Source organism: Hydrogenophaga sp. (assembly GCF_019264445.1).
In the GTDB taxonomy this organism is placed as follows: Bacteria; Pseudomonadota; Gammaproteobacteria; order Burkholderiales; family Burkholderiaceae_C; genus Hydrogenophaga.
Map to the genome: position 1 here is coordinate 1 of NZ_JAHVAB010000004.1, position 25580 is coordinate 25580.

General features: G+C 66.8%; 24 protein-coding genes. 7 read left to right on the plus strand and 17 right to left on the minus strand.

Translation table 11 applies throughout. The features are described from left to right. Positions 1 to 864, minus strand: an 864-nt coding sequence (locus tag KXJ60_RS00170) for an inositol monophosphatase family protein (RefSeq protein ID WP_291123107.1), incomplete at its 3' end; no start/stop codon positions are given. 121 nt (positions 865 to 985) lie between these two features. Between KXJ60_RS00170 and KXJ60_RS00175 the strand changes: the two genes are divergently transcribed. Both KXJ60_RS00175 and cysE read left to right on the plus strand, forming a co-directional pair. Beyond that, positions 986 to 1720, plus strand: coding sequence for an RNA methyltransferase (locus tag KXJ60_RS00175; RefSeq protein ID WP_291123109.1), 735 nt, complete (start codon positions 986 to 988; stop codon positions 1718 to 1720). An 11-nt stretch (positions 1721 to 1731) separates the two neighbouring features. Continuing rightward, positions 1732 to 2505 (plus strand): serine O-acetyltransferase, encoded by a 774-nt coding sequence (cysE, locus tag KXJ60_RS00180; RefSeq protein ID WP_291123112.1) that lies wholly within the window; start codon positions 1732 to 1734, stop codon positions 2503 to 2505. Between the two features lie 25 nt (positions 2506 to 2530). On the opposite strand, the gene KXJ60_RS00185 is transcribed toward cysE, so the two are convergent. Genes KXJ60_RS00185 through yjgA form a run of 3 tightly spaced genes read right to left on the minus strand, consistent with a single transcriptional unit; the run spans position 2531 to position 4283 of the window. Beyond that, positions 2531 to 3007: a peptidylprolyl isomerase gene (locus KXJ60_RS00185; protein WP_291123115.1), complete on the minus strand. Its 477-nt coding sequence runs from the start codon at positions 3005 to 3007 to the stop codon at positions 2531 to 2533. A 20-nt stretch (positions 3008 to 3027) separates the two neighbouring features. Continuing rightward, the gene (gene mog, locus KXJ60_RS00190) at positions 3028 to 3633 is read right to left on the minus strand and encodes a molybdopterin adenylyltransferase (protein ID WP_291123118.1); all 606 of its coding nucleotides are present in this window, start codon (positions 3631 to 3633) and stop codon (positions 3028 to 3030) included. Continuing rightward, the gene (gene yjgA, locus KXJ60_RS00195; RefSeq protein ID WP_291123119.1) at positions 3630 to 4283 is read right to left on the minus strand and encodes a ribosome biogenesis factor YjgA; all 654 of its coding nucleotides are present in this window, start codon (positions 4281 to 4283) and stop codon (positions 3630 to 3632) included. Before yjgA ends, mog begins: the two co-directional genes overlap by 4 nt. A 71-nt stretch (positions 4284 to 4354) precedes the next feature. Here yjgA and pmbA point away from each other — a divergent pair, with 71 nt between their 5' ends. Both pmbA and KXJ60_RS00205 read left to right on the plus strand, forming a co-directional pair. After that, a complete protein-coding gene (gene pmbA, locus KXJ60_RS00200) occupies positions 4355 to 5770 on the plus strand; it encodes a metalloprotease PmbA (protein WP_291123122.1) in 1416 nt (471 codons plus the stop codon). A gap of 41 nt (positions 5771 to 5811) precedes the next feature. Beyond that, positions 5812 to 6699, plus strand: coding sequence for a DMT family transporter (locus KXJ60_RS00205; RefSeq protein ID WP_291123125.1), 888 nt, complete (start codon positions 5812 to 5814; stop codon positions 6697 to 6699). 15 nt (positions 6700 to 6714) lie between these two features. Here the strand turns inward: KXJ60_RS00205 and KXJ60_RS00210 are convergent, their stop codons facing one another. The 4 genes from KXJ60_RS00210 to KXJ60_RS00225 form a co-directional block, all read right to left on the minus strand. After that, positions 6715 to 7161: a GatB/YqeY domain-containing protein gene (locus KXJ60_RS00210; protein WP_291123127.1), complete on the minus strand. Its 447-nt coding sequence runs from the start codon at positions 7159 to 7161 to the stop codon at positions 6715 to 6717. A 108-nt stretch (positions 7162 to 7269) separates the two neighbouring features. Continuing rightward, positions 7270 to 7482 (minus strand): 30S ribosomal protein S21, encoded by a 213-nt coding sequence (gene rpsU, locus KXJ60_RS00215; protein ID WP_056273869.1) that lies wholly within the window; start codon positions 7480 to 7482, stop codon positions 7270 to 7272. A 175-nt stretch (positions 7483 to 7657) separates the two neighbouring features. After that, a complete protein-coding gene (locus tag KXJ60_RS00220; RefSeq protein WP_291123130.1) occupies positions 7658 to 8860 on the minus strand; it encodes an NAD(P)/FAD-dependent oxidoreductase in 1203 nt (400 codons plus the stop codon). Between the two features lie 23 nt (positions 8861 to 8883). Next, positions 8884 to 9396 (minus strand): MarR family transcriptional regulator, encoded by a 513-nt coding sequence (locus tag KXJ60_RS00225; protein WP_291123132.1) that lies wholly within the window; start codon positions 9394 to 9396, stop codon positions 8884 to 8886. Positions 9397 to 9532: 136 nt separating this feature from the next. Between KXJ60_RS00225 and KXJ60_RS00230 the strand changes: the two genes are divergently transcribed. Both KXJ60_RS00230 and KXJ60_RS00235 read left to right on the plus strand, forming a co-directional pair. Beyond that, positions 9533 to 11224 (plus strand): CocE/NonD family hydrolase, encoded by a 1692-nt coding sequence (locus KXJ60_RS00230; RefSeq protein WP_291123135.1) that lies wholly within the window; start codon positions 9533 to 9535, stop codon positions 11222 to 11224. Further along, entirely contained in the window at positions 11221 to 12207 is a 987-nt protein-coding gene (locus tag KXJ60_RS00235; RefSeq protein WP_291123138.1) for a tripartite tricarboxylate transporter substrate binding protein, read from the plus strand. Before KXJ60_RS00230 ends, KXJ60_RS00235 begins: the two co-directional genes overlap by 4 nt. On the opposite strand, the gene cobA is transcribed toward KXJ60_RS00235, so the two are convergent. The 5 genes from cobA to nirB all read right to left on the minus strand — a co-directional run bounded on the left by cobA (position 12187) and on the right by nirB (position 19617). Then, complete coding sequence (gene cobA, locus KXJ60_RS00240) at positions 12187 to 12978, minus strand: uroporphyrinogen-III C-methyltransferase (protein WP_291123140.1); 792 nt, start codon at positions 12976 to 12978, stop codon at positions 12187 to 12189. The genes KXJ60_RS00235 and cobA overlap by 21 nt on opposite strands. Beyond that, the gene (gene ybiB / locus KXJ60_RS00245) at positions 12962 to 13891 is read right to left on the minus strand and encodes a DNA-binding protein YbiB (RefSeq protein WP_291123143.1); all 930 of its coding nucleotides are present in this window, start codon (positions 13889 to 13891) and stop codon (positions 12962 to 12964) included. Before ybiB ends, cobA begins: the two co-directional genes overlap by 17 nt. Before the next feature lie 61 nt (positions 13892 to 13952). Beyond that, a complete protein-coding gene (locus tag KXJ60_RS00250; RefSeq protein ID WP_291123146.1) occupies positions 13953 to 16772 on the minus strand; it encodes a nitrate reductase in 2820 nt (939 codons plus the stop codon). Then, complete coding sequence (gene nirD, locus KXJ60_RS00255; protein WP_291123148.1) at positions 16769 to 17152, minus strand: nitrite reductase small subunit NirD; 384 nt, start codon at positions 17150 to 17152, stop codon at positions 16769 to 16771. The genes KXJ60_RS00250 and nirD overlap by 4 nt, the downstream gene beginning before the upstream one ends. Continuing rightward, complete coding sequence (gene nirB, locus KXJ60_RS00260; RefSeq protein ID WP_291123149.1) at positions 17149 to 19617, minus strand: nitrite reductase large subunit NirB; 2469 nt, start codon at positions 19615 to 19617, stop codon at positions 17149 to 17151. The genes nirD and nirB overlap by 4 nt, the downstream gene beginning before the upstream one ends. Before the next feature lie 556 nt (positions 19618 to 20173). Here nirB and KXJ60_RS00265 point away from each other — a divergent pair. Further along, complete coding sequence (locus KXJ60_RS00265) at positions 20174 to 20755, plus strand: serine acetyltransferase (RefSeq protein WP_291123152.1); 582 nt, start codon at positions 20174 to 20176, stop codon at positions 20753 to 20755. Positions 20756 to 20786: 31 nt separating this feature from the next. On the opposite strand, the gene KXJ60_RS00270 is transcribed toward KXJ60_RS00265, so the two are convergent. The 4 genes from KXJ60_RS00270 to KXJ60_RS00285 all read right to left on the minus strand — a co-directional run bounded on the left by KXJ60_RS00270 (position 20787) and on the right by KXJ60_RS00285 (position 25536). Continuing rightward, complete coding sequence (locus KXJ60_RS00270; protein ID WP_291123171.1) at positions 20787 to 21608, minus strand: ABC transporter ATP-binding protein; 822 nt, start codon at positions 21606 to 21608, stop codon at positions 20787 to 20789. 58 nt (positions 21609 to 21666) lie between these two features. Further along, the gene (ntrB, locus tag KXJ60_RS00275; protein ID WP_291123154.1) at positions 21667 to 22530 is read right to left on the minus strand and encodes a nitrate ABC transporter permease; all 864 of its coding nucleotides are present in this window, start codon (positions 22528 to 22530) and stop codon (positions 21667 to 21669) included. A 33-nt stretch (positions 22531 to 22563) separates the two neighbouring features. After that, positions 22564 to 23874: a CmpA/NrtA family ABC transporter substrate-binding protein gene (locus KXJ60_RS00280; RefSeq protein ID WP_291123157.1), complete on the minus strand. Its 1311-nt coding sequence runs from the start codon at positions 23872 to 23874 to the stop codon at positions 22564 to 22566. A 375-nt stretch (positions 23875 to 24249) separates the two neighbouring features. Beyond that, positions 24250 to 25536 carry a nitrate regulatory protein gene (locus tag KXJ60_RS00285; RefSeq protein ID WP_291123159.1) on the minus strand — a complete coding sequence of 429 codons (1287 nt, stop codon included), beginning with the start codon at positions 25534 to 25536 and terminating at the stop codon, positions 24250 to 24252. Positions 25537 to 25580: the final 44 nt, after the last annotated feature.

Below are 25580 nucleotides of genomic sequence, written 5' to 3' on the forward strand. Positions count from 1 at the left end.
CTCGGCCGCTGCGGCCGAGCGCGCCTGGCGCACCGCCGCTTTGTCGCCTGCGCTGGCGAACTTGCTGTACTTGCCGGTGAGGCCGACCAGCTGGCCGTAAATGCGGGGGTTGGCGGCCAGGCATTCCTTCTGCTCCAGGAAGTCCGACTCACCCGTGAAGTTGCCGACCAGGCCACCGGCCTCGGTCACCAGCAGCGCGCCGGCGGCCACGTCCCAGGGCGACAGGCCCATCTCGAAGAAGCCATCGGTGAAGCCGGCTGCCACATAGGCCAGGTCAAGTGCGGCGGAGCCGGGGCGGCGCAGGCCGGCCACGCGCGGCATCACGTCGCCGAACATCTGGAGGTAGGTCTGGAACGAGTCGCCCGGGCGGAACGGAAAACCGGTGGAGAGCAGGCAGTCGCGCAGCGTGGTGCGCTTGGCCACGCGGATGCGCCGGTCGTTGAGGTACGCGCCGCGCCCGCGCGTGGCGCAGAAGAGGTCGTTGCGGGAGGGGTCGTAAATGACGGCTTGTTCAATGCGGTTGCCCACCATGAGCGCGATGCTCACGCAGTACACCGGAAAGCCGTGAATGAAGTTGGTGGTGCCGTCCAGCGGGTCGATGATCCAGACATGGTCTGCGCCGCCATGCTTGCCCGGGCGCTTGCCCGATTCCTCGGCCCAGATCGCATGGTCGGGGTAGGCGGTCAGCAGGGTGTCGATGATCGCGGCTTCGGCGGCCTGATCAACTTCGGTCACGAAGTCGTTGGTCTGCTTGACCGAGACCCGGACCGACTCCACGTCGAGTGCGGCGCGGTTGATGAGGGTACCTGCAGTGCGTGCGGCCTTGATGGCCACGTTGAGCATGGGATGGAGTGTGGACGACATGAATTGTGGGACCTTGACGCCTCCGCAGGGGAGCGCGCGACAGTGGAAGAGCGGGTGATGCGGCCTGGCGATGCGGGCAGCGACAATACGCGGGATTTTACCGTCCCCCTCCCCATTTGCGATGCGCACCCGTTTTGTCCTGATCCAGACCAGCCACGCCGGCAATGTGGGCGGTGTCGCCCGCGCCATGAAAGTCATGGGTTTTGACGACCTTGTGCTGGTGCAGCCACGCTGGGCCAACGTGCTGCGCCGCGAAGAAACCATTCAGCGCGCCAGCGGCGCCAACGACGTGCTGGCGAAGGCCCGCATCGTCGACACGCTCGATGAAGCCCTGGACGGCATGAGCCATCTCTGCGCCACCGCCATGACGCCGCGCGACTTCGGACCACCCACGCGCGCACCGCGCGAGCACTTTGCCGCCGTGCTGGGCGAGCAGGAGCCACCGGAAGGCGTCGCCTTCCTGTTCGGCTCCGAACGCTTTGGCATGCGCAACGAAGACGTGTACCGCTGCCATGTGGCCCTGAGCATCCCCACCGCGCCAGGCTTCGGCTCGTTGAACCTGGCCGCCGCGGTGCAGCTCGTGGCGTACGACTGGCGCCAGGCGCTGGGTGGCTTTGAGGCGCCGGCCGAGGCCCAGCCCCGCGCCACCGCCGATGCCAGGGCGCTGGCCGGCATGCTTGACCACCTGGAGCAGGCGCTGGTGGCGGTGGACTTTCTGGACCCAGGCGCGCCCAAGAAGCTCATGCCCCGCCTGAACCAGCTTTTCAACCGCGCCGCACCCAGTGATGAGGAAGTCCACATTCTTCGAGGTGTCGCCAAGGCCATGCTGCTGACCGCCGACAAGGCGAAACGCTAGACTGCCCCCCTATGTTTGCCCGCCTCCGCTCCGACATCCAGTGCGTGCTCGACCGCGACCCGGCCGCGCGCAGCACCTGGGAGGTCATCACCTGCTACCCGGGTCTGCATGCCGTCTGGCTGCACCGCCCCGCGCACTGGTGCTGGCATCACGGTTTCAAGTGGCTGGGGCGCTTCATCTCGCACGTGTCGCGCTGGCTCACCGGCATTGAAATCCACCCGGGCGCCAAGGTCGGCGAGCGGGTGTTCTTTGACCACGCCATGGGCGTGGTGGTGGGCGAAACCGCCGAGATCGGCGACGGTTGCACCATCTACCAGGGCGTGACGCTGGGTGGTACTTCCCTTTACAAGGGCACCAAACGGCACCCGACGCTGGGCAAGGACGTGGTGGTCAGCGCCGGTGCCAAGGTGCTCGGGGGCTTTGTGGTGGGCGACGGCGCCAAGATCGGCAGCAACGCCGTGGTGATCAAGCCTGTGCCTGCGGGTGCCACGGCAGTCGGCATTCCGGCCCGCATCATTCCGAGCAAGACCGGTGAGAGCGCCGACGTGACCGAGCCCGCGCAGAAATTCCAGGCCTACGGCATCACCCAGGAAGACGACCCGTTGTCACAGGCCATGCGCGGCCTGATCGACAGCACCGCGAGCCAGGAACACCAGATCGCGCTGCTGTGGTGTGCCATTGAAAAGCTGTCCCAGTCACCGCGAGACGGCGACTGCGTGCCCAAAGACGCGGCGCGCGAAGAGTGCTTTGAAGCCGACAAGCTCAACCAGCTGATCGGCAAGTGAGGGCAGCGCCTGTGGGCGCTGCGGATCAGTGGTGATGCCCGTGGGCGCCGTGTGCGTGGCCGTGGGAAATTTCTTCCGCTGACGCAGCCTTCACATCGATCACGTTCAGGGTGAACGTCAGCTCCTGGCCGGCCAGGGGGTGGTTGCCGTCTAGCAGCACCTGGTCGCCCTTGATCTTGACCACAGTGAAGATCTGCCGGCGGCCCTGGTCGTCGCTGCCTTCGAGCTGGCCGCCCACTTTCACGCCGGGAGGGAAGTCCTTCTTGGAAATCTGGGTCACCAGGGTTTCGTCGCGGTCGCCAAAGGCCAGCGAAGGCAGCAGCTTCACCGTGGTGCTGAAGCCTTTTTCCTGGCCTTCAAGCGCCATCTCCACGCCGGGCAAGGTGTTGCCGTAGCCGCCATGCAGGTAGGCACGCGGCTCCTTGCCGTCTTCGAGCACTTTGCCTTTGGCATCGACGGCGCGGAAGGTGAGGGTGACGACGGTGTCTTTGGTGATCTTCATGGTGGGTCGCGTGAAAAAGGTTAGCGGGCAGGGCGAACGGCGGACTTCGGCCGGAAGGCCTTGCAGACGTCGTCGTGTGTTTCGAGGTAGGGGCCGCCGATGAGGTCGATGCAGTAGGGCACGGCGGCAAAAATGCCGTTGATGCGCTGCGTGCCATCGGAGTTCTTCAGGCCTTCCAGCGTTTCCGCAATGGCTTTGGGTTGGCCTGGCAGGTTGATGATCAGGCTCTGGCCGCGCACCACGGCGACCTGTCGCGAGAGGATGGCGGTGGGCACAAAGGCCAGGCTGATCTGGCGCATCTGCTCACCAAAGCCGGGCATTTCCTTGTGGGCCACCGCCAGCGTGGCTTCAGGCGTCACGTCGCGCAGCGCGGGGCCGGTGCCGCCGGTGGTGAGCACCAGCGAGCAGCCCGCATCCACCAGTTCGATCAGGGTGGCGCTGATGCGCGCGGCTTCGTCCGGAATGAGCCTGGGCTCAAAGGTGACCGGGTTTTTCAGGGCGCGCGTGAGCCAGTCCTGCAGCGCGGGCAGGCCCTTGTCTTCATAAACGCCTGTGCTGGCGCGGTCGCTGATGGAGACGATGCCGATGCGCACAGGCTCGGCGGGCAGGGCAGCGGTATCGCTCATGGCTGTTCTTCGTCGGCAGGCAGACCGTCGTCAGGATCGCCCTGGTTGAGCGTGGCTTTGACGATCTGGAAAATCTCGCGGTAGGCCTTGCCATGGCGCACGGCTTCGCCGGGGCGCTCCTGGGGTTCGGTCACCTGGGCGTCCTTGCGCGCCTGGCGGATCAGTGCCCGCAAGTGCTGCACATCGGCGCTGGCGTCGAGTTGCAGCCACTGCGTCAGGGCGTCGTCGTCTGCAATGAGGCGGTCTCGCCACTGCTCGGCCTGGTGGAGCGAGAGCGTGCCCTTGGCCGAGCCCTTGTTCTGCTCGTCCAGTGCGGCTTCGACCGCAGCGAGCGTGTCCTCGTCCACACCGCGCATGAGTTTGCCGATGTACTGCATCTGTCGGCGGCGGCCTTCGAAGTTGGTGATGCGCTTCGCCTCTGCGACCGCATCCACCAGCTTCTCGGAGAGGTCCAGCCGCTTCATCAGGTCGGCGCGCAGCGTGAGCAGGCTTTCGCCCAGTTGCTGCAGGCGATCGCTGTATTTCTTCAAGTCGGTCTTGCTCATGTCGGCGGAGCCCTTGAGCTCGCGCTTGAGTTCCAGGTCCAGTTCGCTGCCGAGGGCGACGAACTGGCCACGGACGAAATAGCCTTTGGTGGGTTTGCGGGACATGTGGGCTTCTGAATGGGCAACTGCGCGTTCGGCAGCGGCCAGGAGGGGCGGCAAGTATCATAGCCGTCGACATGAAAAACCCCTCTCAAGCCCCCGTGGCCGACGCCCGTTCCCCCCTTCCCGGTTTCCAGTACACGCGCACCCAGTTCGAAGAGCTGGTGGACATGGCGCTCTCGCACGCCAGGCAGCTCGGCGCGGCCGATGCGGCCGCCGAGGTGTCCGAAGGCGCGGGGCTGAGCGTTTCGGTGCGCAAGGGTGAGCTGGAGAACGTGGAGCGCAACCGCGACAAATCGCTGGGCGTCACGGTCTACCTGGGCCGCAAACGAGGCAATGCCTCCACCTCCGATTTCTCTGCGGCCGCCGTGCGCCAGACCGTGCAGGCGGCCTACGACATCGCGCGCTTCACCGCCGAAGACCCGGTGGCGGGCCTGCCCGATGTGGACGATGTGGCCGACAGCTATCCCGATCTGGATTTGTTCCACCCGTGGTCGATCGACTCCGAAGAGGCTGCGCGCATCGCACTGGCTTGCGAAGCCGCCGCCTTTGCCACCAGCAAGAAGATCAACAACAGCGAGGGTGCTGGCGTTTCGGCGCAGCAGTCGCACTTTTTCACGGCGCACCTGCGCGGTGGCGAGCGGGGCAAGCCCGGTATCTTCAGTGGCGGCTATGCCAGCTCGCGCCACAGCCTGTCGGTGGCGCCCATCGCGGGCAAGGGTGCCCACATGGAGCGCGATTACTGGTACAGCTCCATGCGCGCGCCGCAAGACCTGGCCACACCGGAGGCCGTGGGCCGCTACGCTGCCGAGCGCACGCTGGCGCGCCTGAACGGCCGCAAGATCGCCACCACCGAATGCCCGGTGCTGTTCGAGTCGCCATTGGCTGCGGGCCTGCTGGGCAGCTACGTGCAGGCCACCAGCGGTGGTGCGCTGTACCGCAACACCACCTTTCTGCACGACAGCCTGGGCAAGCGCGTGCTCGCCAAGCACCTCGACATTCTGGAAGAGCCCCATGTGCGCAACGGCAAGGGCAGCTCACCGTTCGATGACGAGGGCGTGCGCACCACCCGGCGCAAGGTGCTCTCGGCCGGCCGCGTGCAGGGCTACTTTCTCTCGACCTACTCTGCGCGCAAGCTTGGCATGCGCACGACCGGCAACGCCGGTGGCTCGCACAACCTCACGCTGACCAGCCGCCTCACCCAGCCGGGCGACGACCTGCGCGCCATGCTCAAGAAACTCGGACGCGGCCTATTCGTCACTGAGCTCATGGGCCAGGGCGTCAACTACGTGACGGGCGACTATTCGCGTGGCGCCTCTGGTTACTGGGTCGAGAACGGCGAGATCGCCTACCCGGTGCACGAGATCACCATCGCGGGCAACCTCAAGGACATGTTGCTCGGCATCGAAGCCGTGGGCGCGGACGCCTACAACTACGGCGCCAAGACCACCGGCTCCATCCTCGTGAACCGCATGAAGGTCGCAGGAAGCTGAGCGCCGCGGCGCCGACCTGCTTCCCCCTGGCCTGAACGCCGATGCGCCCCGAAGCCCTGGCCCTGCTGGCGGCGGCATGCTGGGCCGTGGCGGCCCTGTTCTCTGCACCGGCTTCGCAGCGCCTGGGCGCCTTCACTTTCAGCCGCTGGCGCATGCTGTTCGCCAGCCTCATCCTGTGGGCCATCGCGCTGACCACCGGGGGCTGGCGGAGCCTGGATGCCTCCGCGTTGGGGCTGCTGGCGATCTCGGGCGTGATCGGCATCTTCGTTGGTGACACCGCGCTTTTCGCCTGCATGAACCGCCTGGGCCCGCGCCGCTCGGGTGTGCTGTTTGCCACCCACGCGCTTTTTTCGGCGGTGCTGGCCTGGGTTTTTCTGGGCGAGAGCCTCTGGGGCTGGGCGCTGGTGGGCAGCGGCTTGCTGGTGGGCGGCGTGATGCTGGCCATCGTGTGGGGGCGCCGGGGCGACGAACAGCACGGCTGGGAACAGACCCACGGGCGGCTGATGACCGGCGTGGCGCTGGGGCTGCTGGCGGCCTTGTGTCAGTCGGTGGCCACCTTGATGCTCAAACCCCTCATGACCACCGGCATCGATGCGGTGGCCGGCTCGGCCTTGCGCATGAGCACCGCCTTGCTCGCGCATGGCCTGCTGCTGGCCACCGGGTGGGCGGGCGCGCGCGCGGTGGCCCCCATGCGCCTGAAAGACGCCGCGCTCATTTTTGGCAGCGCCGCGGTGGCCATGGCGCTGGGCATGACTTTGATCCTGCAGGCCATGAAACACGGCCAGGCCGGGCTGGTGGCGGTGCTCTCGTCCGTCACGCCGATCCTGATCCTGCCGCTGCTGTGGTTGATCTACAGGCGGCGCCCTGCGGTGGGCGCCTGGTGCGGCGCGGTGCGCGCCGTGGCGGGCACCGCGATGATTCTGGCCTGACGTCGCCCGCGCGCGTCAGCCGGTGAGGGCAGCCTTCACGGCGGCCGACACCTGTCCCATGTCCGCCTTGCCGGCCAGGCGCGATTTCACGGCGCCCATGACCTTGCCCATGTCGCCCGGGCCCTTGGCGCCCAGCTCGGCCACGATGGCCTTGACTTCAGCGGCCACTTCGTCGGCCGACAGGCGCGCGGGCAGGTAGGCCTGCAGCACGGCCATTTCGGCCACTTCCTTGTCCACCAGGTCTTGCCGGGCGGCCTTGGAGAAGGCTTCGATGCTGTCCTTGCGCTGCTTGACCAGCTTGTCCACGATCGCAACGACCATGGCATCGTCCAGCTCCACGCGCTCGTCCACTTCCTTCTGCTTCATCGCGGCGGTGAGCAGGCGGATGGTGCCCAGGCGTTCGCTGTCCTTGGCGCGCATGGCAGCCTTCATGTCTTCGGTGATCTGTTCTTTCAGGCTCATGGTGGCTCCTGTGGGTCGGGGTATTCAGGCGAATGGACAATAAAAAAGCCCGCCTGAGCGTCCTCCAGCGGGCTTTTTCGCGACCGGGGCTGGCCCGGTGCTGCGTGCTCAGTACAGCTTCTTGGGCAGCTGCATGGAGCGCACACGCTTGTAGTGGCGCTTCACGGCGGCGGCCTTCTTGCGCTTGCGCTCAGCGGTCGGCTTTTCGTAGAACTCGCGGGCGCGCAGATCGGTCAGCAGGCCGAGCTTTTCGATGGTGCGCTTGAAACGGCGCAGGGCGACGTCAAAGGGTTCGTTGTCTTTTACACGGATGGTCGTCATTGGCGAAAGATGTCCAGAATGCGCGGAAAGAGGATGACCGGGAAGATCGGGCCCGGGCGTCGTTTCCGCAAAATGTCCCGTCATTAACTAGTATTGGCCGACGGGGATTTGCCAGCAAAGCCTTGGATTATAGCCATTTCAGCCCGGCTGGCTACCGCCGCGTGGGCGTTCCCGGTCAGAGCGCCTGCGCGCAGGCGTGTGCGCTCGCCCAGGCCCACTGGAAGTTGTAGCCGCCCAGCCAGCCGGTCACATCCACCACTTCACCAATGAAATACAGCCCGGCCTGCTTCGACTCCATCGTTTGCGACGACAGGTCGCGCGTGTCCACCCCACCCAGCGTCACTTCGGCCTTTTTGTAGCCCTCGGTGCCGGTGGGTGTGATTTCCCAGCGCGCCAGCCGCTCGGCCAGGCGGGCCAGGGCCTTGTCCGAGGCTTCGGCCACAGGCCGCTGCCAGTCCGGGTCTTGCTGCACCCAGGCCTCGGCCAGCCGGCTGGGTACCAGGGCCGCGAGTTCGTTGACCAGCAGTTTGCGCGAGGTCGTTTTTGCGCGGGCCAGAGCCGCTTGCAAGTCGCCCTCGGGCGAGAGATTCAGGCGGATGGGCGAGCCCTCTTGCCAGTAGCTGGAGATTTGCAGCACGCCCGGCCCCGAAAGACCGCGGTGGGTGAACAGCAGGTCTTCCATGAAGGCCATGCGTGACTTTTTATCGCCCGTTTCGATGCGCACCGGCAGGGCCAAGCCGGCCAGGCCGGCATAAGGCATCCATGCGTCGCCGTCGAACGTGAGCGGCACCAGGCCGGGGCGCTGCTCCACGAGCCGCAGGTCAAACTGCCTGGCGATGCGGTAGCCGAAATCGGTGGCGCCAATCTTGGGGATCGACAGTCCGCCGGTGGCCACAACCACCGCGCGGCTGCGCACGGTGCCGCGCTCGGTGTCGAGCTCATAGCGCCCATCGCCGCCACGCCGCACGGCTTTCACGCCGCACGGCTGCCAGCGCTCAACACCGCCCGCCTCGCACTCGCGCAACAGCATCTGGATCAGGTCTTCGGCCGAGCGGTCGCAGAAGAGCTGACCCTTGTGCTTTTCGTGGAAGCCAATGCCGTGGCGCTGCACGAGGTCCACGAAATCGGCAGGCGTGTAGCGAGAGAGCGCCGAGCGGCAGAAATGCGGGTTGGCGCTGATGAAGTGTTTGTGGGGCGCCTGTGGGTCCAGCTCGCGGTTGGTGAAGTTGGCGCGGCCACCGCCCGAGATGCGGACTTTCTCGGCCACTTTTTCGCTGTGGTCGAGCACCAGCACGCGCAAGCCACGCTGGCCCGCAACGCCGGCACAGAAAAGGCCGGCAGCGCCGGCGCCGACGACGATGGCATCGAAATCTTGCATGGCGGGCAGTGTAGGCGGCACGCTCAACTGCTGCCGCGCTTGCGACCACCCAGATGGCGCGCCGCCTTGAGCGTGACCTGAGATGTGCGTGCGAGCGCTTCGGCCGCCTCCGTGAGCAGGTCCAGCATCTGGTCGAATTCCGCCAACTGCTGTGGAGTCAACGTGGAGAGCAGGCGCGCATGAAGGCGAGCCAACTGGGGGAATACCTCTTCGTAGAGCTGGCGGCCCGCTGGGGTGATCTCGACCCGCGCACGGCGCCTGTCGTTGGGCAAGCCCACGCGTGCCAGCAGGCCGCGTTGCACCAGGCCCGTGAGCACGCGCGAGACGCGTGGTCGTTCCAGGTGGGCGCGCTCGGCGAGTTCCGAAGGCGACATCGCACCGTAGACGGCCACCAGGCCCACCAGCCGCCACTCGCGCCGCGACACGCCGTACCCGCCCTCGAACAGCCGGATGCTGGGCGCGCTGCTGCTGGCCAGCAGGCGCGAGAGCCGGTTGTTGAACAGTTGATCGAGGTTTTCGGGTTTTTCCAGCGACATGGCGCCATCGGGTGGACTGTGGGCGAGGGTTTGCCCGCAGCGTAGTTGTTTTCTACAACTACCAGCCTCGATCCTAAACTTTTTGAACGATCCGCCGCCGCCCGGTGCGAGCGGGCATTTCAGAGGAACAGGACGAATGAGCGAACAGGATTGGCGCAGCCGCGTTTCCCAGCCGCGATACGGCATGACCGTGCGCCACGGCGTGATGATCACCACGCGCGACGGCACGCGCCTGGCTTGCGATGTGTACCTGCCGGACAGGCCTGGCCGCTACCCGGCGCTGCTCTCGTACTCGCACTACGGCAAGGACTTGCAGCGCGTGACCGGCAAGCGGGCGCCGCTGAGCCCGCTGATCGGCAATGGCGGGCTCGAAGCGGGCGACTCCGAATACTTCGTGAGCCGTGGCTACGTACATGTGATCGCCGACGCGCGCGGCTCGGGAGACTCCGAGGGTGAGTATTGCTACCAGGGACCCAAGGAGCAGGAGGATGGTTACGACATCATCGAATGGATGGCCGAGCAGGAATGGTGCGATGGCAACTGCGGCATGCTGGGCATGTCGTATTTCGCGGTCATGCAATACATGGTGGCGGCGCAGCAGCCGCCGCACCTCAAGGCCATCGTGCCCTACGAGGCCCTGACCGACCGCTACCGGCAGAGCGTGTACCACGGCGGCTTGCTCAACGAAGGCTTCTGGCACCAGTGGTGGGGCCATGTGAGCGTGGACGGCATGACGCCGCTGAGCCATGGTTATCTGCCGCAGGCGGAGATCGACCGCCGTGTGGCGTTGCTGATGGATTCGCCCGAGGTCAAGCACTCGCCGTACCTGCACATCCAGCTCAAGTACCCGCGCAAGAATCCGCTGCTGTTCGGCTGGCTGCTCGAGCCGTTCGATGGCCCGTTTTACTGGGAGCGCTCGCCTTACCGCATGTTCGACCGCATCCGCATTCCCACCTTTCTTGCCACGCGCTGGACGAGTTGGGCGGTGCACCTGGCCGGCGCATTCCAGGCATACGAAGGCATCGATGCGCCCAAGAAGCTGTTGATCATGGAAACCGAGTCGACGATGGGCCCTCTGCGCCCCTGGTCCGATCATCACGATCTGATCCTGCGCTGGTACGACCACTGGCTCAAGGGCAACGACACCGGCTACATGGACGAGCCGCCGATCCAGTTGCTGATCAAGGGGCGCAACGAGTACCGGCACGAGCACGAATGGCCCCTGGCGCGCACGCGCTGGACCCGGATGTTTCTGGGTGCAGATGGCACGCTCGGGGTGGACCAGCCAGCGCAGGCGGGTGAAGCGGTGTTCCACAACGACCCTGACCTGCCGCCCGGGCGCCTGCCGCCCGCCGTGAGTTTCCAGACCGCGGCATTCGATGACGACGTGGAGGTGACCGGGCCGGTGGCCTTTTACTTTCACGCGGTGCTGGATCAGCCCGACGCCACCTGGATTGCCACGCTGCGCGACGTCGCGCCCGACGGCACCTCGCGCGTCCTGACCAAGGGCTGGCTGCGCGCCTCGCAGCGCGAGCTCGACCCCGCGCTGTCCAAGCCGTACCGCCCGTGGCAGAAGCACACGGGAAAAGAGCACATCGAGCCGGGACGGAGCCATGCCTACGCAATGGAAATCCGCGAGGTGTCCAACCTGTTCAAGGCGGGGCACCGGCTGGCGCTGGACGTGCGCGGCCAGGACTCCACAGCCGAGGACCCGATCTGGGTCCACACCTGCAATGCCATTCCCACCCGCCACGCGGTGCAGTTTGGCGCTGCCTTCGAGTCGTTTCTGTTGTTGCCTGTGATCCCGGAAAAAGGAGACCAACCATGACTTACCGCAACCGAACCCTCCGCCACCTGCTGCCCGCATTGCTCGCCTGCCTGCCCTTGCTGGGCAGCGGCGCCGCGCAAGCGCAGGACTTTCCCACCAAACCGCTGCGCCTGGTGGTGCCCTTCCCGCCGGGCGGTTCGGCCGACGTGCTGGCACGCACCATCGGCGCGCGCCTGACGGAGGCAATGGGCCAGCCCGTGGTGGTCGAGAACAAGCCTGGCGCCGGCGGCATCCTCGGCGCCGACACGGTGGCCAAGGCGCCGGCCGATGGCCACACGCTGCTCTTTGCCAACACCAACATCGCCATCAACCCCAGCCTGTACAAATCGCTGCCGTACGACACGTCGAGCGCGTTCGCGCCCGTGGTGCTGATGGTGCAGGTGCCCAACTTGCTGCTGGTGGCCGAAGACGTGAAGGCCAGCAATGTGGGCGAGCTGATCGCGCTGGCCAAGGCCAGCCCCGACAAGATGAACTACGCATCGGCCGGCAACGGCACCTTCCCGCACCTGGCGGTTGAGCTGTTCAAGCTACAGGCTGGCGTGGCGATCACGCACGTGCCTTACAAGGGTGCCGCGCCCGCGCTCAACGCCCTGTTGGCGAAGGAGGTGCAGGTGCTGTCGAACGACCTCGTCAACGCCGTGCAGCATGTGAAAACCGGCAAGGTGCGAGCGCTGGCCATCACGGGCAGCAAGCGTTCGCCGGTGATGCCCGAGGTGCCGACCATGGCCGAAGCAGGGCTGAAGGACTACGTCGCGGTCGGTTGGCAGGGCATCATGGTGCCGGCAGGCACACCGACTTCGGTGATCGCACGGCTCAACAGCGAAATCAACAAGGCCTTGGCCGACCCCGCGCTGCGCGGCAACCTGAGCGCGCAGGGCCTGGACGTGGTGGGCGGCACGGCGCAGCAGTTCGCCGACTTCGTGCGCAACGACACCGCCCGCTGGCGTTCGGCGGTGGAAGCCTCAGGCGCGAAGGTGGATTGAGGTCGGCATGTCGCCCTGCACCGCAGCGATGCCGCTGACCACGTCACCCACCACGATCACCGCCGGGCTGCCCATGCCTTCGCGCTCGATCGTGGCGCGCAGCTGCCCCAGCGTGGTGAGTGCATGCCTCTGGTGGGGCAGCGTGGCGTGCTGGATCACGGCCAGCGGGGTGTGGGCCGACAGACCCGTGAGCAGCTCCTGCTGGATGTGCGCCGCACTGGCCACGCCCATGTAAATGACGAGCGTGAGCTTCGCATCGCGCGCGGTGGCGGCGAGCGCCTGCCAATCGGTGCCCGCGTCACCCGGTTTGGCGTGGCCGGTGACGAAGACCACGCCGTGGGCGTGCTCACGGTGTGTGAGCGGCACGCCCAGCGAGGTGAGACCGGCCAGCCCGGCGGTGATGCCATTGACCACCTGCACCTCGATGCCGGCCGCGCGCAGGTGCTCCACCTCCTCACCACCGCGGCCAAAGATGAACGGATCGCCGCCCTTGAGGCGGACCACCATTTCGCCTTCGCGCGCGGCCATGACCATGAGCTTTTCGATGAAGGCCTGCGGCGTGCTCTTGCAGCCACCGCGCTTGCCCACGTGCACGATGCGCGCGCCCGGGCGGGCGTGGGTCAGCACGCCGTCGCTCACCAGGTCGTCCACCAGCAGCACGGTGGCCGCACTGATGGCTTTCACCGCCTTGAGCGTGAGCAATTCGGGGTCACCGGGGCCAGCGCCCACCAGGGCGACGGTGCCGGGCAGGAACTCAGAGGGCGTGGGCATGGGTTGCGGGTTCATGTGATGCCAGCGCTCGCAAGATGTGTTCCACCTGCAGGGCAATGGGCGTGGGAATCGGGTGCGTGCCATCGAGCACGGCGCGGATGTAAGCGGCGGTGTCGGCGGCGTCAATCGAGGGCAGCGCGGGCAGCTGCGCCAGTGGGCCTTCTTGCTGGGCCTGCACCTCGGTGCGGGTGCCATGGCGAAAGATTTCCATGCGCGGCGTGCGGCGCGCGTCGGCCACGGGCTCGCCTTCGGTGCCGCGCAGCAGCAGGGCGTGGGCGCCGGTGAGCGCCCAGGTGGCCGCCATGGAGCTGGCGTACTCCGGGTGCGTGTAGCTGCCGACGATGAAGGCCTCACCCGCGCACGGGTTCAGGAGTTTGACCAGGCTGTGCGCCGGGTTGCGCAGGCCCACGGTGCGGCGCACATCGAGCAGGCGCTTGAGGCCGGGGCTGAGCACTTGCGTCGGCACGAAAGCCACTTCGCCCGCGTCCACAGCACGCACCTCGCGCGACGCCGGCACGCCCAGCTGTTCCAGCACCTGCGCAGCGCCGATGCGCTTGTCTTCCGTGGCGGTGCCATGCACCAGCACCGCTGCGCCGCGCCTCGCCAGCAGCATCGCCAGCAGCGGCGTGAGCACGGGGAGTTTGCGGGCGCCGTTGTAGCTGGGCAGCACCACGGTGGTCCGGCCCGCGTCGGGCAGCCGTTGCAGGCGCGCGTGCGTGGCATCCAGGAAACCCGCCATCTCTTCGGGTGTCTCGCCCTTGATGCGCATGGCCAGGCAGAAGCCGCCGACTTCGAGGTCGGTCACGGTGCCGTCCAGCACCTGGCCGAGCAGGTCGGCGGCCTGCTCGCGCGTGAGCGAGCGGGCGCCGTCCTTGCCCCGACCGATTTCCTTGATGTATTGACTGATGCCCATGACGCGCAGATTTCGGCGGATTGTCCGGCAAGTTTGATGACCTGGCGTTATATGCGCGATGTCATGCCGTGCCCGCCGTGTGTGGCTCGGGGTGCGTGGCACGCACCAGGCGCTGAAGCTCGGGCAGGCAGGAGCCACAGTTCGTGCCGCAGCGCAGCCCGGCTTGCAGCGCCGCCAGGCGTTGCGGGTCGGTGCCTTCGCAGCTGCGCAACGTGTGCTCGATGTCGGCCTGCGAGACATTGAAGCAGGTGCACACCTGCCGCCCTCGGGCGGCCATGGCCACAGGGGGTTTTGCGCCAGGCATGAGCAGCAGCCGGCCGTAGGCCGCTGCGGGCAACTCGTCTTGCAACAGGGGTTTGAGCCACACCTCGGCGCGCGTGTCGCCTGCGAGCACAAACGCCTCCAGCCGGCTGGACTCACCGTGGCGCACCACGCGCGCGCTGCGGTGCTGGCCGAGGTGGCGATCTGCATACCGCAGGGCGTCGCTGGTGTTGAGTCCCAGCAGGGCTTCGATGCGCGCGATGCGGGTGTCGTCCGGCACGTCGTGCGCGGCCGCGCGAAACAGCACACCGGTGCGCTCGCCACGGCCAGCCTCGGCCAGGGGCACGCCGTTGGAGAAGGGCACACACGAGGCGAAAGGGAAGCCCGCCATCAGCTGGCGCAGGCCCTCGCGTGCGCTCAGTGCCTGGTCGGCGGGCAGCCAGGCGACGGCGAGCAGCTGCCAGGGCAGCTCGGCCTTGAGCACTTTCACGGCGGCGTGCTTGAGTTCGGGTTGCCGCGAAGTGGGGCAGAAGGCCGAGGTGGTGAGCGCGTTGACGCCGGCCAGCGCTTCGCCCGTGCTGCTTGTGCCGCTGAGGTATTCGGCGCCCCAGTGCATCGCGATGAACGCCTGCGACAGGCCGATGTCTTCAGCGCCCTGCGCGGGCACCACGATGGAGCCGCGCTTGCTGGTGACGTGCACGAGATCGCCGTCTTTCAAGCCTTGGCGTGCCATGTCCTGCGGGTGCATCTGCACCGCGGGCTCGGCCACATGTCCGAACAAGCGGCCGAGGGTACCGGTGCGCGTCATGCCATGCCACTGGTCGCGCAGGCGGCCGGTGGTGAGGGCGTACGGGTAGCGCGATTCGCGTGGCTCGGCCAGCGGCACGAAGGGCAGGTCGGCGAAGCGGGCGCGCCCGTCGGGCGTGGGGAAGACGCCGTCTTCGTAGAGGCGCTGGCGGCCCTGCGCGTCGCCGGGGCGCAGCGGCCATTGCTGGGGGCCGCTCAGCTCCAGCATGGCGTAGCTCAGGCCGGTGATGTCGAGGTCTCGCCCGCGCGTGGACTCGCGGTGCTCGAGCCAGAGGCTTTCTGCGTCGGGATAGGCAAACAGATGCGGCAGGTCGGGGCGAAGGCGCTCCTGCAGGCGCTGCGCCAAGTCCACCGCGATGCGCCAGTCGTGCCGTGCCTGGCCCGGCGCGGGCACGGCGGCGCGCACGCGGCTGATGCGGCGTTCGCTGTTGGTCACCGTGCCGTCCTTCTCGCCCCAGGTGGTGGCTGGCAGCAGCAGGTCGGCAAAGTCGCAGGTGGCTGCGGTGGCGTAGGCCTCCTGCACCACCACGAACTCGGCGCGCTGCAGCGCACGGCGCACGGTGGCTTGGTCGGGCATGGACTGGGCGGGGTTGGTGCAGGCGATCCACAGCGCCTTGATCTCGCCGTCGGCGGCGGCCTGGAACATCTCCACCGCCGTCTTGCCAGGCTTCTCGGGCACGTCCGCCACGCCCCAGAGCGCGGCCACTTCGGCGCGGTGCTGCGGGTTGGACAGATCGCGGTGGGCGCTGAGCAGGTTGGCCAGGCCGCCCACCTCGCGCCCACCCATGGCGTTGGGCTGGCCGGTCAGGCTGAACGGGCCCGCGCCGGGCTTGCCGATCTGGCCGGTGGCCAGGTGCAGGTTGATGAGCGTGGCGTTTTTCGCGGTGCCGCTGCTGCTCTGGTTGAGTCCCTGGCAATAGAGGCTGAGCGTGGCGGGCGAGCTCGCGAACCATTGCGCGGCGGTGAACAGGTCTTCGCGCTGAAGGCCGCAGACCTGCGCCACACGCTCGGGCGTGTATTCGCGCACGAGCGCCTTGAGTGCCTCAAAGCCGGTGGTGTGGGCGGCGATGTAGGCGGTGTCGATCCAGCCTTCCCACAACATGATGTGCAGCAGGCCGTGGAACAGCATCACGTCGCTGCCGGGCTGCAGGGGCAGGTACAGGTCGGCCAGGCCGGCGGTGTCGGTGCGGCGCGGGTCGGCCACGATCACTTTCATGGACGGGTTGTTGGCCCTTGCTTCCTCGATGCGGCGAAACAGCACCGGGTGGGCAAACGCGGCGTTGCTGCCCACGATGAAGAGGCACTGTGCGTGGTTCACGTCGTCGTAGCAGGTGGGCGGCGCATCGGCGCCCAGCGTGAGCTTGTAGCCGGCCACGGCGCTGCTCATGCACAGGCGCGAGTTGGTGTCGATGTTGTTGGTGCCGATCAGCCCTTTGGCCAGTTTGTTGAAGGCGTAGTAGTCCTCGGTGAGCAGCTGGCCGCTGATGTAGAAGCCCACCGCATCGGGGCCGTGCTGCTCGATGACCGAGGCGAAGCGGTCGGTGGCGAGCGCCATCGCGCCTTCCCACGCGAGGGGTTGCGTGGGGGCGCCGCGCTGCACGCGCTGCAGGGGTTGCAGCAAGCGCGTCTGCCGCTGCAGGGTGGCCGATGCGGTGAGGTGCAGCGTCTGCCCCTTGGTGCACAGGCGGCCGAAGTTCGCCGGGTGTTGCGGGTCGCCGCGCACGCCGGTGATCACCGAGCCCTGGCTTTCAATCAGGACGCCACAGCCCACACCGCAGTAAGGGCAGGTGGAGCGGGTGGTGGTAGGCGTCATGCGGCTGCGGTGCGCCGGGCAGGCCCTGCCAGCGGGCGGGTGAGGTCGGTGGCGAGATCGGTCAGCTCGTGCGCATCCAGGTGCACCACGCCGTCTTCCACCTTCACCGCAAAGCGCGGTGTGCAGCCTTCGTCGGGCGCTTTGGCGCAGCCGCTGTCCAGGCCGATGGTCCAGTTGTGCATGGGGCAGGCCACGCTGGTGCCGAAGACGATGCCCTGGCTCAACGGGCCGCCTTTGTGCGGGCAGCGGTCGAGCAGGGCGAACACCTCGTTCTGGTCGTTGCGGAACACGGCCACGTCCAGGCCGCGTTCGCGCTTCACGCAGCGCGAGCCGAGCACGGGGATGTCGTCCACGCGGGCGATGGGGATCCATTCGCTCATGCTGCGCTCCCTTCCAGCACCACGGGCTGGATGGGGATGAACTGGCGTGTGTCGACCGCGGCCTTCTGGTGCTCGAACCACGGGTCGGGCTCACCGTCGAGCGCGAACTGCAGTTGCGCCCACAGCGCCTTGCGGCCTTCGTGGTCCTCCAGAATCTTCTTCTTCACGTGCTCCATGCCCACGCGCTTGACGTAGTGCACCGTGCGCTCCAGGTACCAGCCTTCCAGCCGGTAGAGCTGCATGAACGCGCCGGTGTACTCCAGCACTTCTTCGGCCGTTTTGAGCTTGGTGAAGAACTCGGCCACCTCGGTCTTGATGCCGCCGTTGCCGGCGATGTACATCTCCCAGCCGCTGTCCACACCGATGATGCCCACGTCCTTGATGCCGGCCTCGGCACAGTTGCGCGGGCAGCCGCTCACCGCGAACTTCACCTTGTGCGGCGCGTACATGCGCCACATGGCGCGCTCCAGGTCTTTGCCCATCTGCGTGCTGTCCTGCGTGCCCATGCGGCACCACTCGCTGCCCACGCAGGTCTTCACCGTGCGCAGGGCCTTGGCATACGCGTGGCCGCTGGGCATGCCGATGTCGCGCCACACCGCCTGCAGGTCTTCCTTCTTCACGCCCAGCAGGTCGATGCGCTGCCCACCGGTCACTTTCACGGTGGGGATCTTGTACTTGTCCACGGCGTCGGCAATGCGGCGCAGTTCGTCGGCCGTGGTCTCGCCGCCCCACATGCGCGGGATCACGCTGTAGGTGCCGTCCTTCTGGATATTGGCGTGCGCGCGCTCGTTGATGAATCGGCTCTGCGGATCGTCTTTGGCCTCCTTGGGCCAGGTGCTGATGAGGTAGTAGTTGACGGCAGGACGGCAGGTGGCGCAGCCATTGGGCGTGCGCCAGCTCAAGGCCTCGAACACCGCGCCGATGCTCAGCAGCTTGCTGTCGCGGATGACATCGCGCACCGCCTGGTGGCCGTGGTCGGTGCAGCCGCACATGGCCTTGAGCTTGGGCGTGGCCGAGTAGTCGCCGCCGGCGGTGAACATCAGGATCTGCTCGACCAGGCCCGTGCACGAGCCGCACGAGGCGCTGGCCTTGGTGTGCTTGCGCACCTCTTCCAGCGTGAACAGCCCTTTGTCCTTGATGGCCTTGCAGATGCTGCCCTTGGTGACGCCGTTGCAGCCGCACACCTCGTCGCTGTCGGCCATGGCGGCGGCCTTGCTGTGGCCCTGGTGGCCCACGTCACCGATGTTGGACTCGCCAAACATCAGGCGCTCGCGGATGTCGGCCACGCTGCGGCCATCGCGCAGGAGCTTGAAGTACCAGCTGCCATCCACCGTGTCGCCATACAGGCAAGCGCCCACCAGCTTGTCGTTCTGGATCACCAGCTTCTTGTAGACGCCGCCGGCGGGGTCGCTCATCACGATCTCTTCGGTGTGTTCGCCGCCACTGAAGTTGCCGGCCGAAAACAGATCGATGCCGGTGACCTTGAGCTTGGTGGAGGTGAGCGAGCCGCTGTAGCGGCCAATGCCGAACTCCGCCAAGTGCGTGGCCAGCACCTTGCCCTGCTCGAACAGCGGCGCCACCAGGCCGTAGGCCACACCGCGGTGCGCGGCGCATTCGCCCACGGCATACACGCGCGGATCGGTCACGGTCTGCAGCGTGTCGCTGACGACGATGCCCTTGTTCACGTGCAGGTTCATCGCTTCGGCCAGCGCGGTGTTGGGCCGAATGCCCACGGCCATCACCACCAGGTCGGCAGGCACTTCGCTGCCGTCCTTGAACCGAACGGCCCGCACCCTGCCAGCCTCATTGCCCACCAGCGCCTGCGTCTGCGCGCCCATCAGGAATGTCATGCCGCGTGCTTCCAGCGACGCCTGCAGCAGCTGGCCCGCCACGGTGTCGAGCTGGCGCTCCATGAGCCAGGGCGCCACATGCACCACGCTCACGGTCATGCCCCGCTTCATCAGGCCGTTGGCCGCTTCCAGGCCGAGCAGGCCACCGCCAATCACCACCGCGTGCCGGTACTTCGTGGCGGCGTCAATCATGGCCTGGGTGTCGGCAATGTCGCGGTAGGCCAGCACGCCCTCCAGCTCCTTGCCGGGGATGGGCAGCATGAAAGGGTTGGAGCCCGTGGCCATGATGAGCCGGTCGTAAGACGCCTCCACCACCTCGCCCGCGCTGTTGGTGCCACGCACCACGCGCAGCCGGCGGTCGACCTCCGTCACCGTCACGCCCGCGTGCAGCGTGATGCCGTTGTCGCGGTACCAGGCCCAGTCGTTGAGCACGATCTCGTCCAGCGTCTGCTCCCCGGCGAGCACGGGCGACAGCAGGATGCGGTTGTAGTTCGGGTGCGGCTCGGCGCCAAACACCGTGATGTCATACAGATCGGGCGCGAGCTTGAGGAGCTCCTCCAGCGTGCGCACGCCGGCCATGCCATTGCCGACCATCACAAGTTGGGACTTTTTCATCGCAGCGACTCCATGGGGTGAATTGCGGGGTGACCAGGCCGCACGCATGCGTCATGACGCAGACAGGCCTGAACACGGAAAGACTTCGGAAATTCGATGAGCCGACGGAACCGTCGGCGCCAGACAGGACGTCGTTGTCGTCTGGCCACTGGGCGCACAGCGTTGTACGCGGGAACCCTGGCGCTTGGCCGGGGCGGACGCTTCGTTGCGTCCGTTCAAGCTAACGCAAGTCGCGTGCCACGGCTGCCTGCGTCTGACCGGGCCACCGTGTGCCCGCAGCGCACTGCGGGCGTGCGGCGCGCCTGCGATGTCGGCGCAGACGTATGCCGCGTGGTGCGTGGCGCACCAATTCGGGTCGAGATGACGGGCGGGCCAGAAGCGTGCGCCGCAGGTGGGGGCCCAGGGTGTGGACGCGAGCCACCTGGCGCGCCGTGCATTGTTGAACGCCCGCAACCTTTGTTACAACAAAAACAGGAGCACGGTCGCACGGAAGACTCACGGGTTTGATATGGTCAGGAAAAACTGATCGTAGGCATGCTGCCAATTTATAAAACCAATGACTGACAATATTCGCGCCGACTTCCTCGCTCACGGGAGCAAATGGGGCGCGCAAGGCTTCTGGGTGATGCTGGTGTACCGCTACGGACGCTGGCGTTACAGCGTGCGCCCGGCGCCGCTGCGCAAGGTGTTTTCCTTCATCTACAAGGTGCTCTACAAGTTCATCCAGATGGTCACGGGCGTGGAACTGCCCTGTGAGGTGGACGTGGGCAAGAACTTCACCATCGACCACTTCGGCGGGATCATCGTCAGCGGGCATGCGCGCTTTGGCGACAACTGCCGCATCCGCACGGGTGTGGTGGTGGGCCTGGCGCGCGTGGAAGATCCCTGTGCACCCACCATCGGCAACAACGTGGATATCGGCGCCGGGGCCAAGCTGCTCGGGCGCATCGTCATTGGCGACAACGTCAGCATCGGTGCCAATGCGGTCGTGACGTGCGACGTGCCCTCCAACTCCATCGCCGTGGGTGTGCCCGCCCGGGTGATGCCGCGCAAACGGCCGCACCCGGCGGACCCGCAGGGTGCGAAGCCGCAGGGCGTGGCAGACCTCGCACCAGAGGCCGAAGAAGAGCGCGTCTGAAGCGCGCCGCGCCCGCGCTCGGGCTTCGTTCTCAGGCCTTCATCTCGGCCCGCACACGGGCCGGCGCCGCGCCACCCTGGCGCGCCTGCGCAATCGGCTCGATCTTGCGTTGCTTCTCATAGAGAAACGTGAGGATTTCCTGCCGGCAGTGGTTGTAGTCCTTGTTTTCGGCCAGCTCGATGCGGTTGCGCGGGCGCGGCAGCGGCACATCAAGAATCTGGCCGATGGTGGCCGCCGGCCCGTTGGTCATCATCACCACGCGGTCCGAGAGCAGCACCGCTTCATCGACGTCGTGCGTGATCATCATCACCGTGTTGCCCAGCTCGCCCTGGATGCGGATCACCTCGTCCTGCAGGTGGGCGCGGGTGAGGGCGTCGAGTGCGCCAAAGGGTTCGTCCAGCAGCAGCACCTTGGGCTCCATGGCCAGGGCGCGCGCGATGCCCACGCGCTGCTTCATGCCGCCGGAGATTTCCGAGGGCAGCCGGTGCAGCGCGTGCGACATGTTCACCATGTTCAGGTTGTGCAGGATCCACTCCTTGCGTTCGGCCGCGCTCTTGCTGCCCGCAAAGATCTTGTCCACCGCAATCTCCACGTTCTGGTAGACCGTGAGCCAGGGCAGCAGCGAGTGGTTCTGGAACACCACGGCGCGGTCCGGCCCGGGCGCGTTGACTTCGCGACCATCGACGATGACGCCACCTGCCGTGGCCCGCAGCAGACCGGCCACGATGTTGAGCACGGTGGATTTGCCGCAGCCCGAGTGCCCGATCAACGAGATGAACTCGCCGCGCTGCACGGCGAGGTCGACGCCTTTGAGGACCGGGTTGGAGACGCCGTTGTTGCCCGTGAACGTCATGTCCACGCGCGAGAGGTTGAGGTAAGCGTTGCTCATGAAGGGCTCCTGTGGGCGGTGTTCAGCTGGCGGAAGTGCCACGGGTGACGGCGCGCCCGATCCAGGCCACCACGCGGTCCAGGAAGAAGCCCACCAGCCCCACATACACGAGCGCCAGGATGATGTCGCTGATGCGCGAGGAGTTCCACGCATCCCAGATGAAGAAGCCGATGCCCACGCCACCGATGAGCATCTCGGCCGCGATGATCGCCAGCCACGACAGGCCCACGCCGATGCGCAACCCCGAGAAGATGAAGGGCGCGGCCGCCGGCAGCATGATCTTGCCGAAGTACTCGATGCCGTTGAGCCGGATCACGCGGGCGACGTTGCGGTAGTCCTCCGGGATGTTGCGGATGCCGATCGAGGTGTTGATGATGATCGGCCAGATCGAGGTGATGAAGATCACGAAGATGGCCGAGGGGTTGCCGTCCTGGAAGCCCGCCAGCGAGATGGGCAGCCAGGCCAGCGGCGGCACGGTGCGCAGCACCTGGAACAGAGGGTCCAGCCCGCGCAGGGCCCAGGTCGACTGGCCCACCAGCACGCCCAGGCTCACGCCCGCCACCACCGCCAGCGAATAGCCGTAGGCCACGCGCTGCAGGCTGGCGAGCAGCTGCCACGCCACGCCCACGTCGTTGCCGCCGTTGTCGTAGAACGGGTGAACGATCAGCTCCCAGGTGTCCTGCACCACACGGCTGGGTGCCGGCAGCGCCGCCCCGGGGCGCGAGCCCAGGATTTCCCAGATGAGCACCAGCACGCCGATCACGATAAGTGGCGGCAACACGTGGGTGACGAAGGCGCGGACGGCCGCCGTGACGCCTGCGGGCATCAGGGCCGCCGCACGCGGTGGTGTCAGGCGGATCGGTTCAATGGTGTCGGTGGGGTGCATGGCGGGTTCTCCAGATCGGGACAGCGCGCGGGATCAGGCGGCCTTGATGTACTTGATGCTCAGGCTGTCGAGGTACTTCTTCGGGTTCGCCGGGTCGAACACCTTGCCGTCGAAGAACTTCTCGACCCCGCGCGAGGTGGAGGTGGGGATGTCCTGGGCCGCCACGCCCAGTTCCTTGGCGGCGGCGCGCCAGAGGTCTTCGCGGTTGACCTTGGCAATGAGCGCCTTGGTGTCCAGGTTGGGCGGCAGATAACCCCAGCGGATGTTCTCGGTGAGGAACCACAGGTCGTGGCTCTGGAACGGGTAGCTCGCGTGGTCTTTCCAGAAACGCATCTGGAATTTGCTGTTGGCTTCGACGCGGCCGGTGCCGTAGTCGAAGTCGCCCTTGACGCGGTCGATCACATCGGCCACGGGTGCGCTGATCCAGCGGCGGCGCGAGCAGATCTCGGCCACCTCGGCGCGGTTGGCCGGGTCTTCGCACCACATCTGCGCTTCCATCACGGCCTTGAGCAGCGCCTTGGCGGCGTTGGGGTTGGCCTGCACCCAGTCGGCGCGCATCGCGAAGGCCTTCTCCGGGTGGTTCATCCAGATCTCGCTGGTGGTCAGCGCCGTGTAGCCGATCTTCTGGTTGATGAGCTGGCGGTTCCAGGGCTCGCACACGCAGAACGTGTCCATGCTGCCCACCTTCATGTTGGCCACCATCTGCGCCGGTGGCACCACGATGGTGGTGATGTCCTTGTTCGGGTCGACGTTGCCGGCGGCCATCCAGTAGCGCAGCCACATGTCGTGCGTGCCGCCGGGAAAGGTCATGGCCGCGTTCACCGGTTTGCCGGTTTTCAGGCGCTTGGCCAACAGCGCCTTGCCGAATTCCCTGGTGTCCAGGCCCACCTTGAGGTCCTTGTATTCGTCGCCCACGGAAATGCACTGGCCGCCCAGGTTCAGGCGCGCAAGGATGTTCATGGGCACCGGCACGTTGTTGGCGGTGACCGCTCCGGTGCTGATGAGGTAGGGCATGGGCGTGAGGATGTGCGCGCCGTCAATGCCGCCCTTGCCCGAGCCAAGCACGAGGTTGTCGCGCGTGGTGCCCCACGACGACTGCTTGAGCACCTCCACATCGGTCATGCCATGTTTCTTGAAATAGCCCTTTTCGTCGGCCACAAACAGCGGCGCCGCATCGGTCAGCGCGATGAAGCCCAGCTTGGCGGCCCGGGTCTCCAGGCCGGTGGAGGCCTGCGCTCGCGCGGTTGTGCTCCAGAGGCTGCCGGTGACGGCGGCCATGCCGAGCGCAGACGTTTTTTGAAGGGCGGCGCGGCGGGACAGGGCGGTGGCGTTCGAGGGTTTCATATGAATCAACTCCTGAAAAGAACGTGGGACTGAGGCGGAAGCGGGATCACGGGCCCTGAAACGACAACGGCGTCCATTTCCGTGCCTGCGCGCAGCAAGCGGGAAATGGACGCCGTTGTCCGAGTCTGGGAAGACGATGGGTGTCTGACCGCCATTGGCCAGTCGCCCGATGCGCAGAGAAAAGCAGTTACCGTGCCAGCTGGTTTGGATGTTCGCGCGATGCCTGGAAGAGGTTTGATTTCAAAAGAAAAATCCTGCCTTCCAGGCTCGGGGCTGCGCCATGCGCGCTGGCCGCAGCCCGATCTGGCGGGCTTCAAACTGGTGCGAAGGCCGCGCACGGCACGAAAGTTGTGCGCCGCAGCACACGGCGCCCGCTCACCGCAAACGACCCGGGAGCACGTCGGCCATCGCCAGTACCGCCTCCGCCACCTCGATCAGCCGCCGGTTCTGGTTCATCGCCATCTGCCGCATGGTTTTGTGGGCCTCTTCCTCGCTGAGGTGTCGGTGCGCCATCAGCAGGCCCTTGGCGCGTTCGATCACCTTGCGCTCGTTGAGGCTGGCGCGCACGGTGTCGAGTTCTTCACCCATCGTCTGCAGCCGCCTGGACTGCTCTTGCACCAGCTCCAGAATCGAGCGCTCCAGTTGCAGGCCATAGCCTTGGGCGCCTGCCGCAAAGCCGTTGGCGGTGGTCGGTGCAGCGTTGTCCGCTGCACTGGCCTGGTGAAAGAAGGAGAGGGCATCGGCGTCGCGGTTGGAGGCCGCGCTCAGGGCCTGGTAGGCGTCGAGTTCGCGCTGGGCCGCCGCGATCTTGTCCTCGCATGTGCGCAGCAGGTCCAGTGCCAACCGGTCTTCGACCGCCTTCATGCGGTCGATGCGCTGGCTGCAGCAGTCGAACCAGGCCTGGCTCAACTGCACGTTCAGCGGCGCACCGTCGGTGGCTGTGCACAGCACCCGGCGCATGCGCTCGAGTTCGGCCAGCGTGGCGCTGGTCTGGTTGGCGGTCCACAGGTGCTCGGCCTTTGCATTGGCAAACGCCTCGAACACCTGCAGGCAGCGCTCCTGCGATTCGATCAGGTGCAGCAGGCGCTGTTGTTCGGCGGCATCGGCGCGCCCGGACGCGAACAGCGCCGAGCCTGCCGCGCGTTCCTGCCCTGCGAATTCCTTGCCCTGCATGAAGTTGAAGAGCGCCACCAGCAGGCGGGACACCTCCGGGTCGCTCGCGCTGTCCGCGGCCTCGAACACCACCGCCAGCAGCCCGGCGATCAGACGCACATAGGCTTCGGTGGCCTGGCGCGGCGTCCACGCCAGCGATTGAATGCGCGCGCGCAAACCGTCCAGCGCGTCCAGCCCCTGCAGCACGTAGGCGATGCGGCTGAAGAGCCGCGCACCGTGGCCGACCCGGGCGGTGTCGGTGTCCAGGCTGTCGAAGCAGGCGCGCAGTTCGGCCTCGATGCGGCGGCATTCCTCGATCTGCTGTTGGCGCATGTCGGTGAATCGCGCGCCTTGCGAGCCCAGATGCAGGTTGGACACCCCGCGCTCGCGCTGCAAGGCATGCACCAGCCGACCCGTCACATTCACCAGTGCGCTGGTCAAGGCGAGCTGTTGCAGCTCGGCGATTTCGCAGCGTTTGGCTGCGACCAGGAATTTCAAACCCGATGTCATCAATGTGTATGGCCGTGGAGAGGTGGGGTGCGCACGAGAGCACA

Coding starts and splice junctions, on each gene's coding strand:
- KXJ60_RS00250 (WP_291123146.1), bottom strand. CDS start 16,772: ATGACGCCTACCACCACCCGCTCCACCTGCCCTTACTGCGGTGTGGGC.
- KXJ60_RS00270 (WP_291123171.1), bottom strand. CDS start 21,608: ATGACGTTCACGGGCAACAACGGCGTCTCCAACCCGGTCCTCAAAGGC.
- cobA (WP_291123140.1), bottom strand. CDS start 12,978: ATGCCCACGCCCTCTGAGTTCCTGCCCGGCACCGTCGCCCTGGTGGGC.
- KXJ60_RS00280 (WP_291123157.1), bottom strand. CDS start 23,874: ATGAAACCCTCGAACGCCACCGCCCTGTCCCGCCGCGCCGCCCTTCAA.
- mog (WP_291123118.1), bottom strand. CDS start 3,633: ATGAGCGATACCGCTGCCCTGCCCGCCGAGCCTGTGCGCATCGGCATC.
- nirD (WP_291123148.1), bottom strand. CDS start 17,152: ATGAGCGAATGGATCCCCATCGCCCGCGTGGACGACATCCCCGTGCTC.
- yjgA (WP_291123119.1), bottom strand. CDS start 4,283: ATGTCCCGCAAACCCACCAAAGGCTATTTCGTCCGTGGCCAGTTCGTC.
- pmbA (WP_291123122.1), top strand. CDS start 4,355: ATGAAAAACCCCTCTCAAGCCCCCGTGGCCGACGCCCGTTCCCCCCTT.
- nirB (WP_291123149.1), bottom strand. CDS start 19,617: ATGAAAAAGTCCCAACTTGTGATGGTCGGCAATGGCATGGCCGGCGTG.
- ybiB (WP_291123143.1), bottom strand. CDS start 13,891: ATGGGCATCAGTCAATACATCAAGGAAATCGGTCGGGGCAAGGACGGC.
- ntrB (WP_291123154.1), bottom strand. CDS start 22,530: ATGCACCCCACCGACACCATTGAACCGATCCGCCTGACACCACCGCGT.
- KXJ60_RS00285 (WP_291123159.1), bottom strand. CDS start 25,536: ATGACATCGGGTTTGAAATTCCTGGTCGCAGCCAAACGCTGCGAAATC.
- KXJ60_RS00175 (WP_291123109.1), top strand. CDS start 986: ATGCGCACCCGTTTTGTCCTGATCCAGACCAGCCACGCCGGCAATGTG.
- cysE (WP_291123112.1), top strand. CDS start 1,732: ATGTTTGCCCGCCTCCGCTCCGACATCCAGTGCGTGCTCGACCGCGAC.
- KXJ60_RS00205 (WP_291123125.1), top strand. CDS start 5,812: ATGCGCCCCGAAGCCCTGGCCCTGCTGGCGGCGGCATGCTGGGCCGTG.
- KXJ60_RS00230 (WP_291123135.1), top strand. CDS start 9,533: ATGAGCGAACAGGATTGGCGCAGCCGCGTTTCCCAGCCGCGATACGGC.
- KXJ60_RS00185 (WP_291123115.1), bottom strand. CDS start 3,007: ATGAAGATCACCAAAGACACCGTCGTCACCCTCACCTTCCGCGCCGTC.
- KXJ60_RS00220 (WP_291123130.1), bottom strand. CDS start 8,860: ATGCAAGATTTCGATGCCATCGTCGTCGGCGCCGGCGCTGCCGGCCTT.
- KXJ60_RS00210 (WP_291123127.1), bottom strand. CDS start 7,161: ATGAGCCTGAAAGAACAGATCACCGAAGACATGAAGGCTGCCATGCGC.
- rpsU (WP_056273869.1), bottom strand. CDS start 7,482: ATGACGACCATCCGTGTAAAAGACAACGAACCCTTTGACGTCGCCCTG.
- KXJ60_RS00265 (WP_291123152.1), top strand. CDS start 20,174: ATGACTGACAATATTCGCGCCGACTTCCTCGCTCACGGGAGCAAATGG.
- KXJ60_RS00225 (WP_291123132.1), bottom strand. CDS start 9,396: ATGTCGCTGGAAAAACCCGAAAACCTCGATCAACTGTTCAACAACCGG.
- KXJ60_RS00235 (WP_291123138.1), top strand. CDS start 11,221: ATGACTTACCGCAACCGAACCCTCCGCCACCTGCTGCCCGCATTGCTC.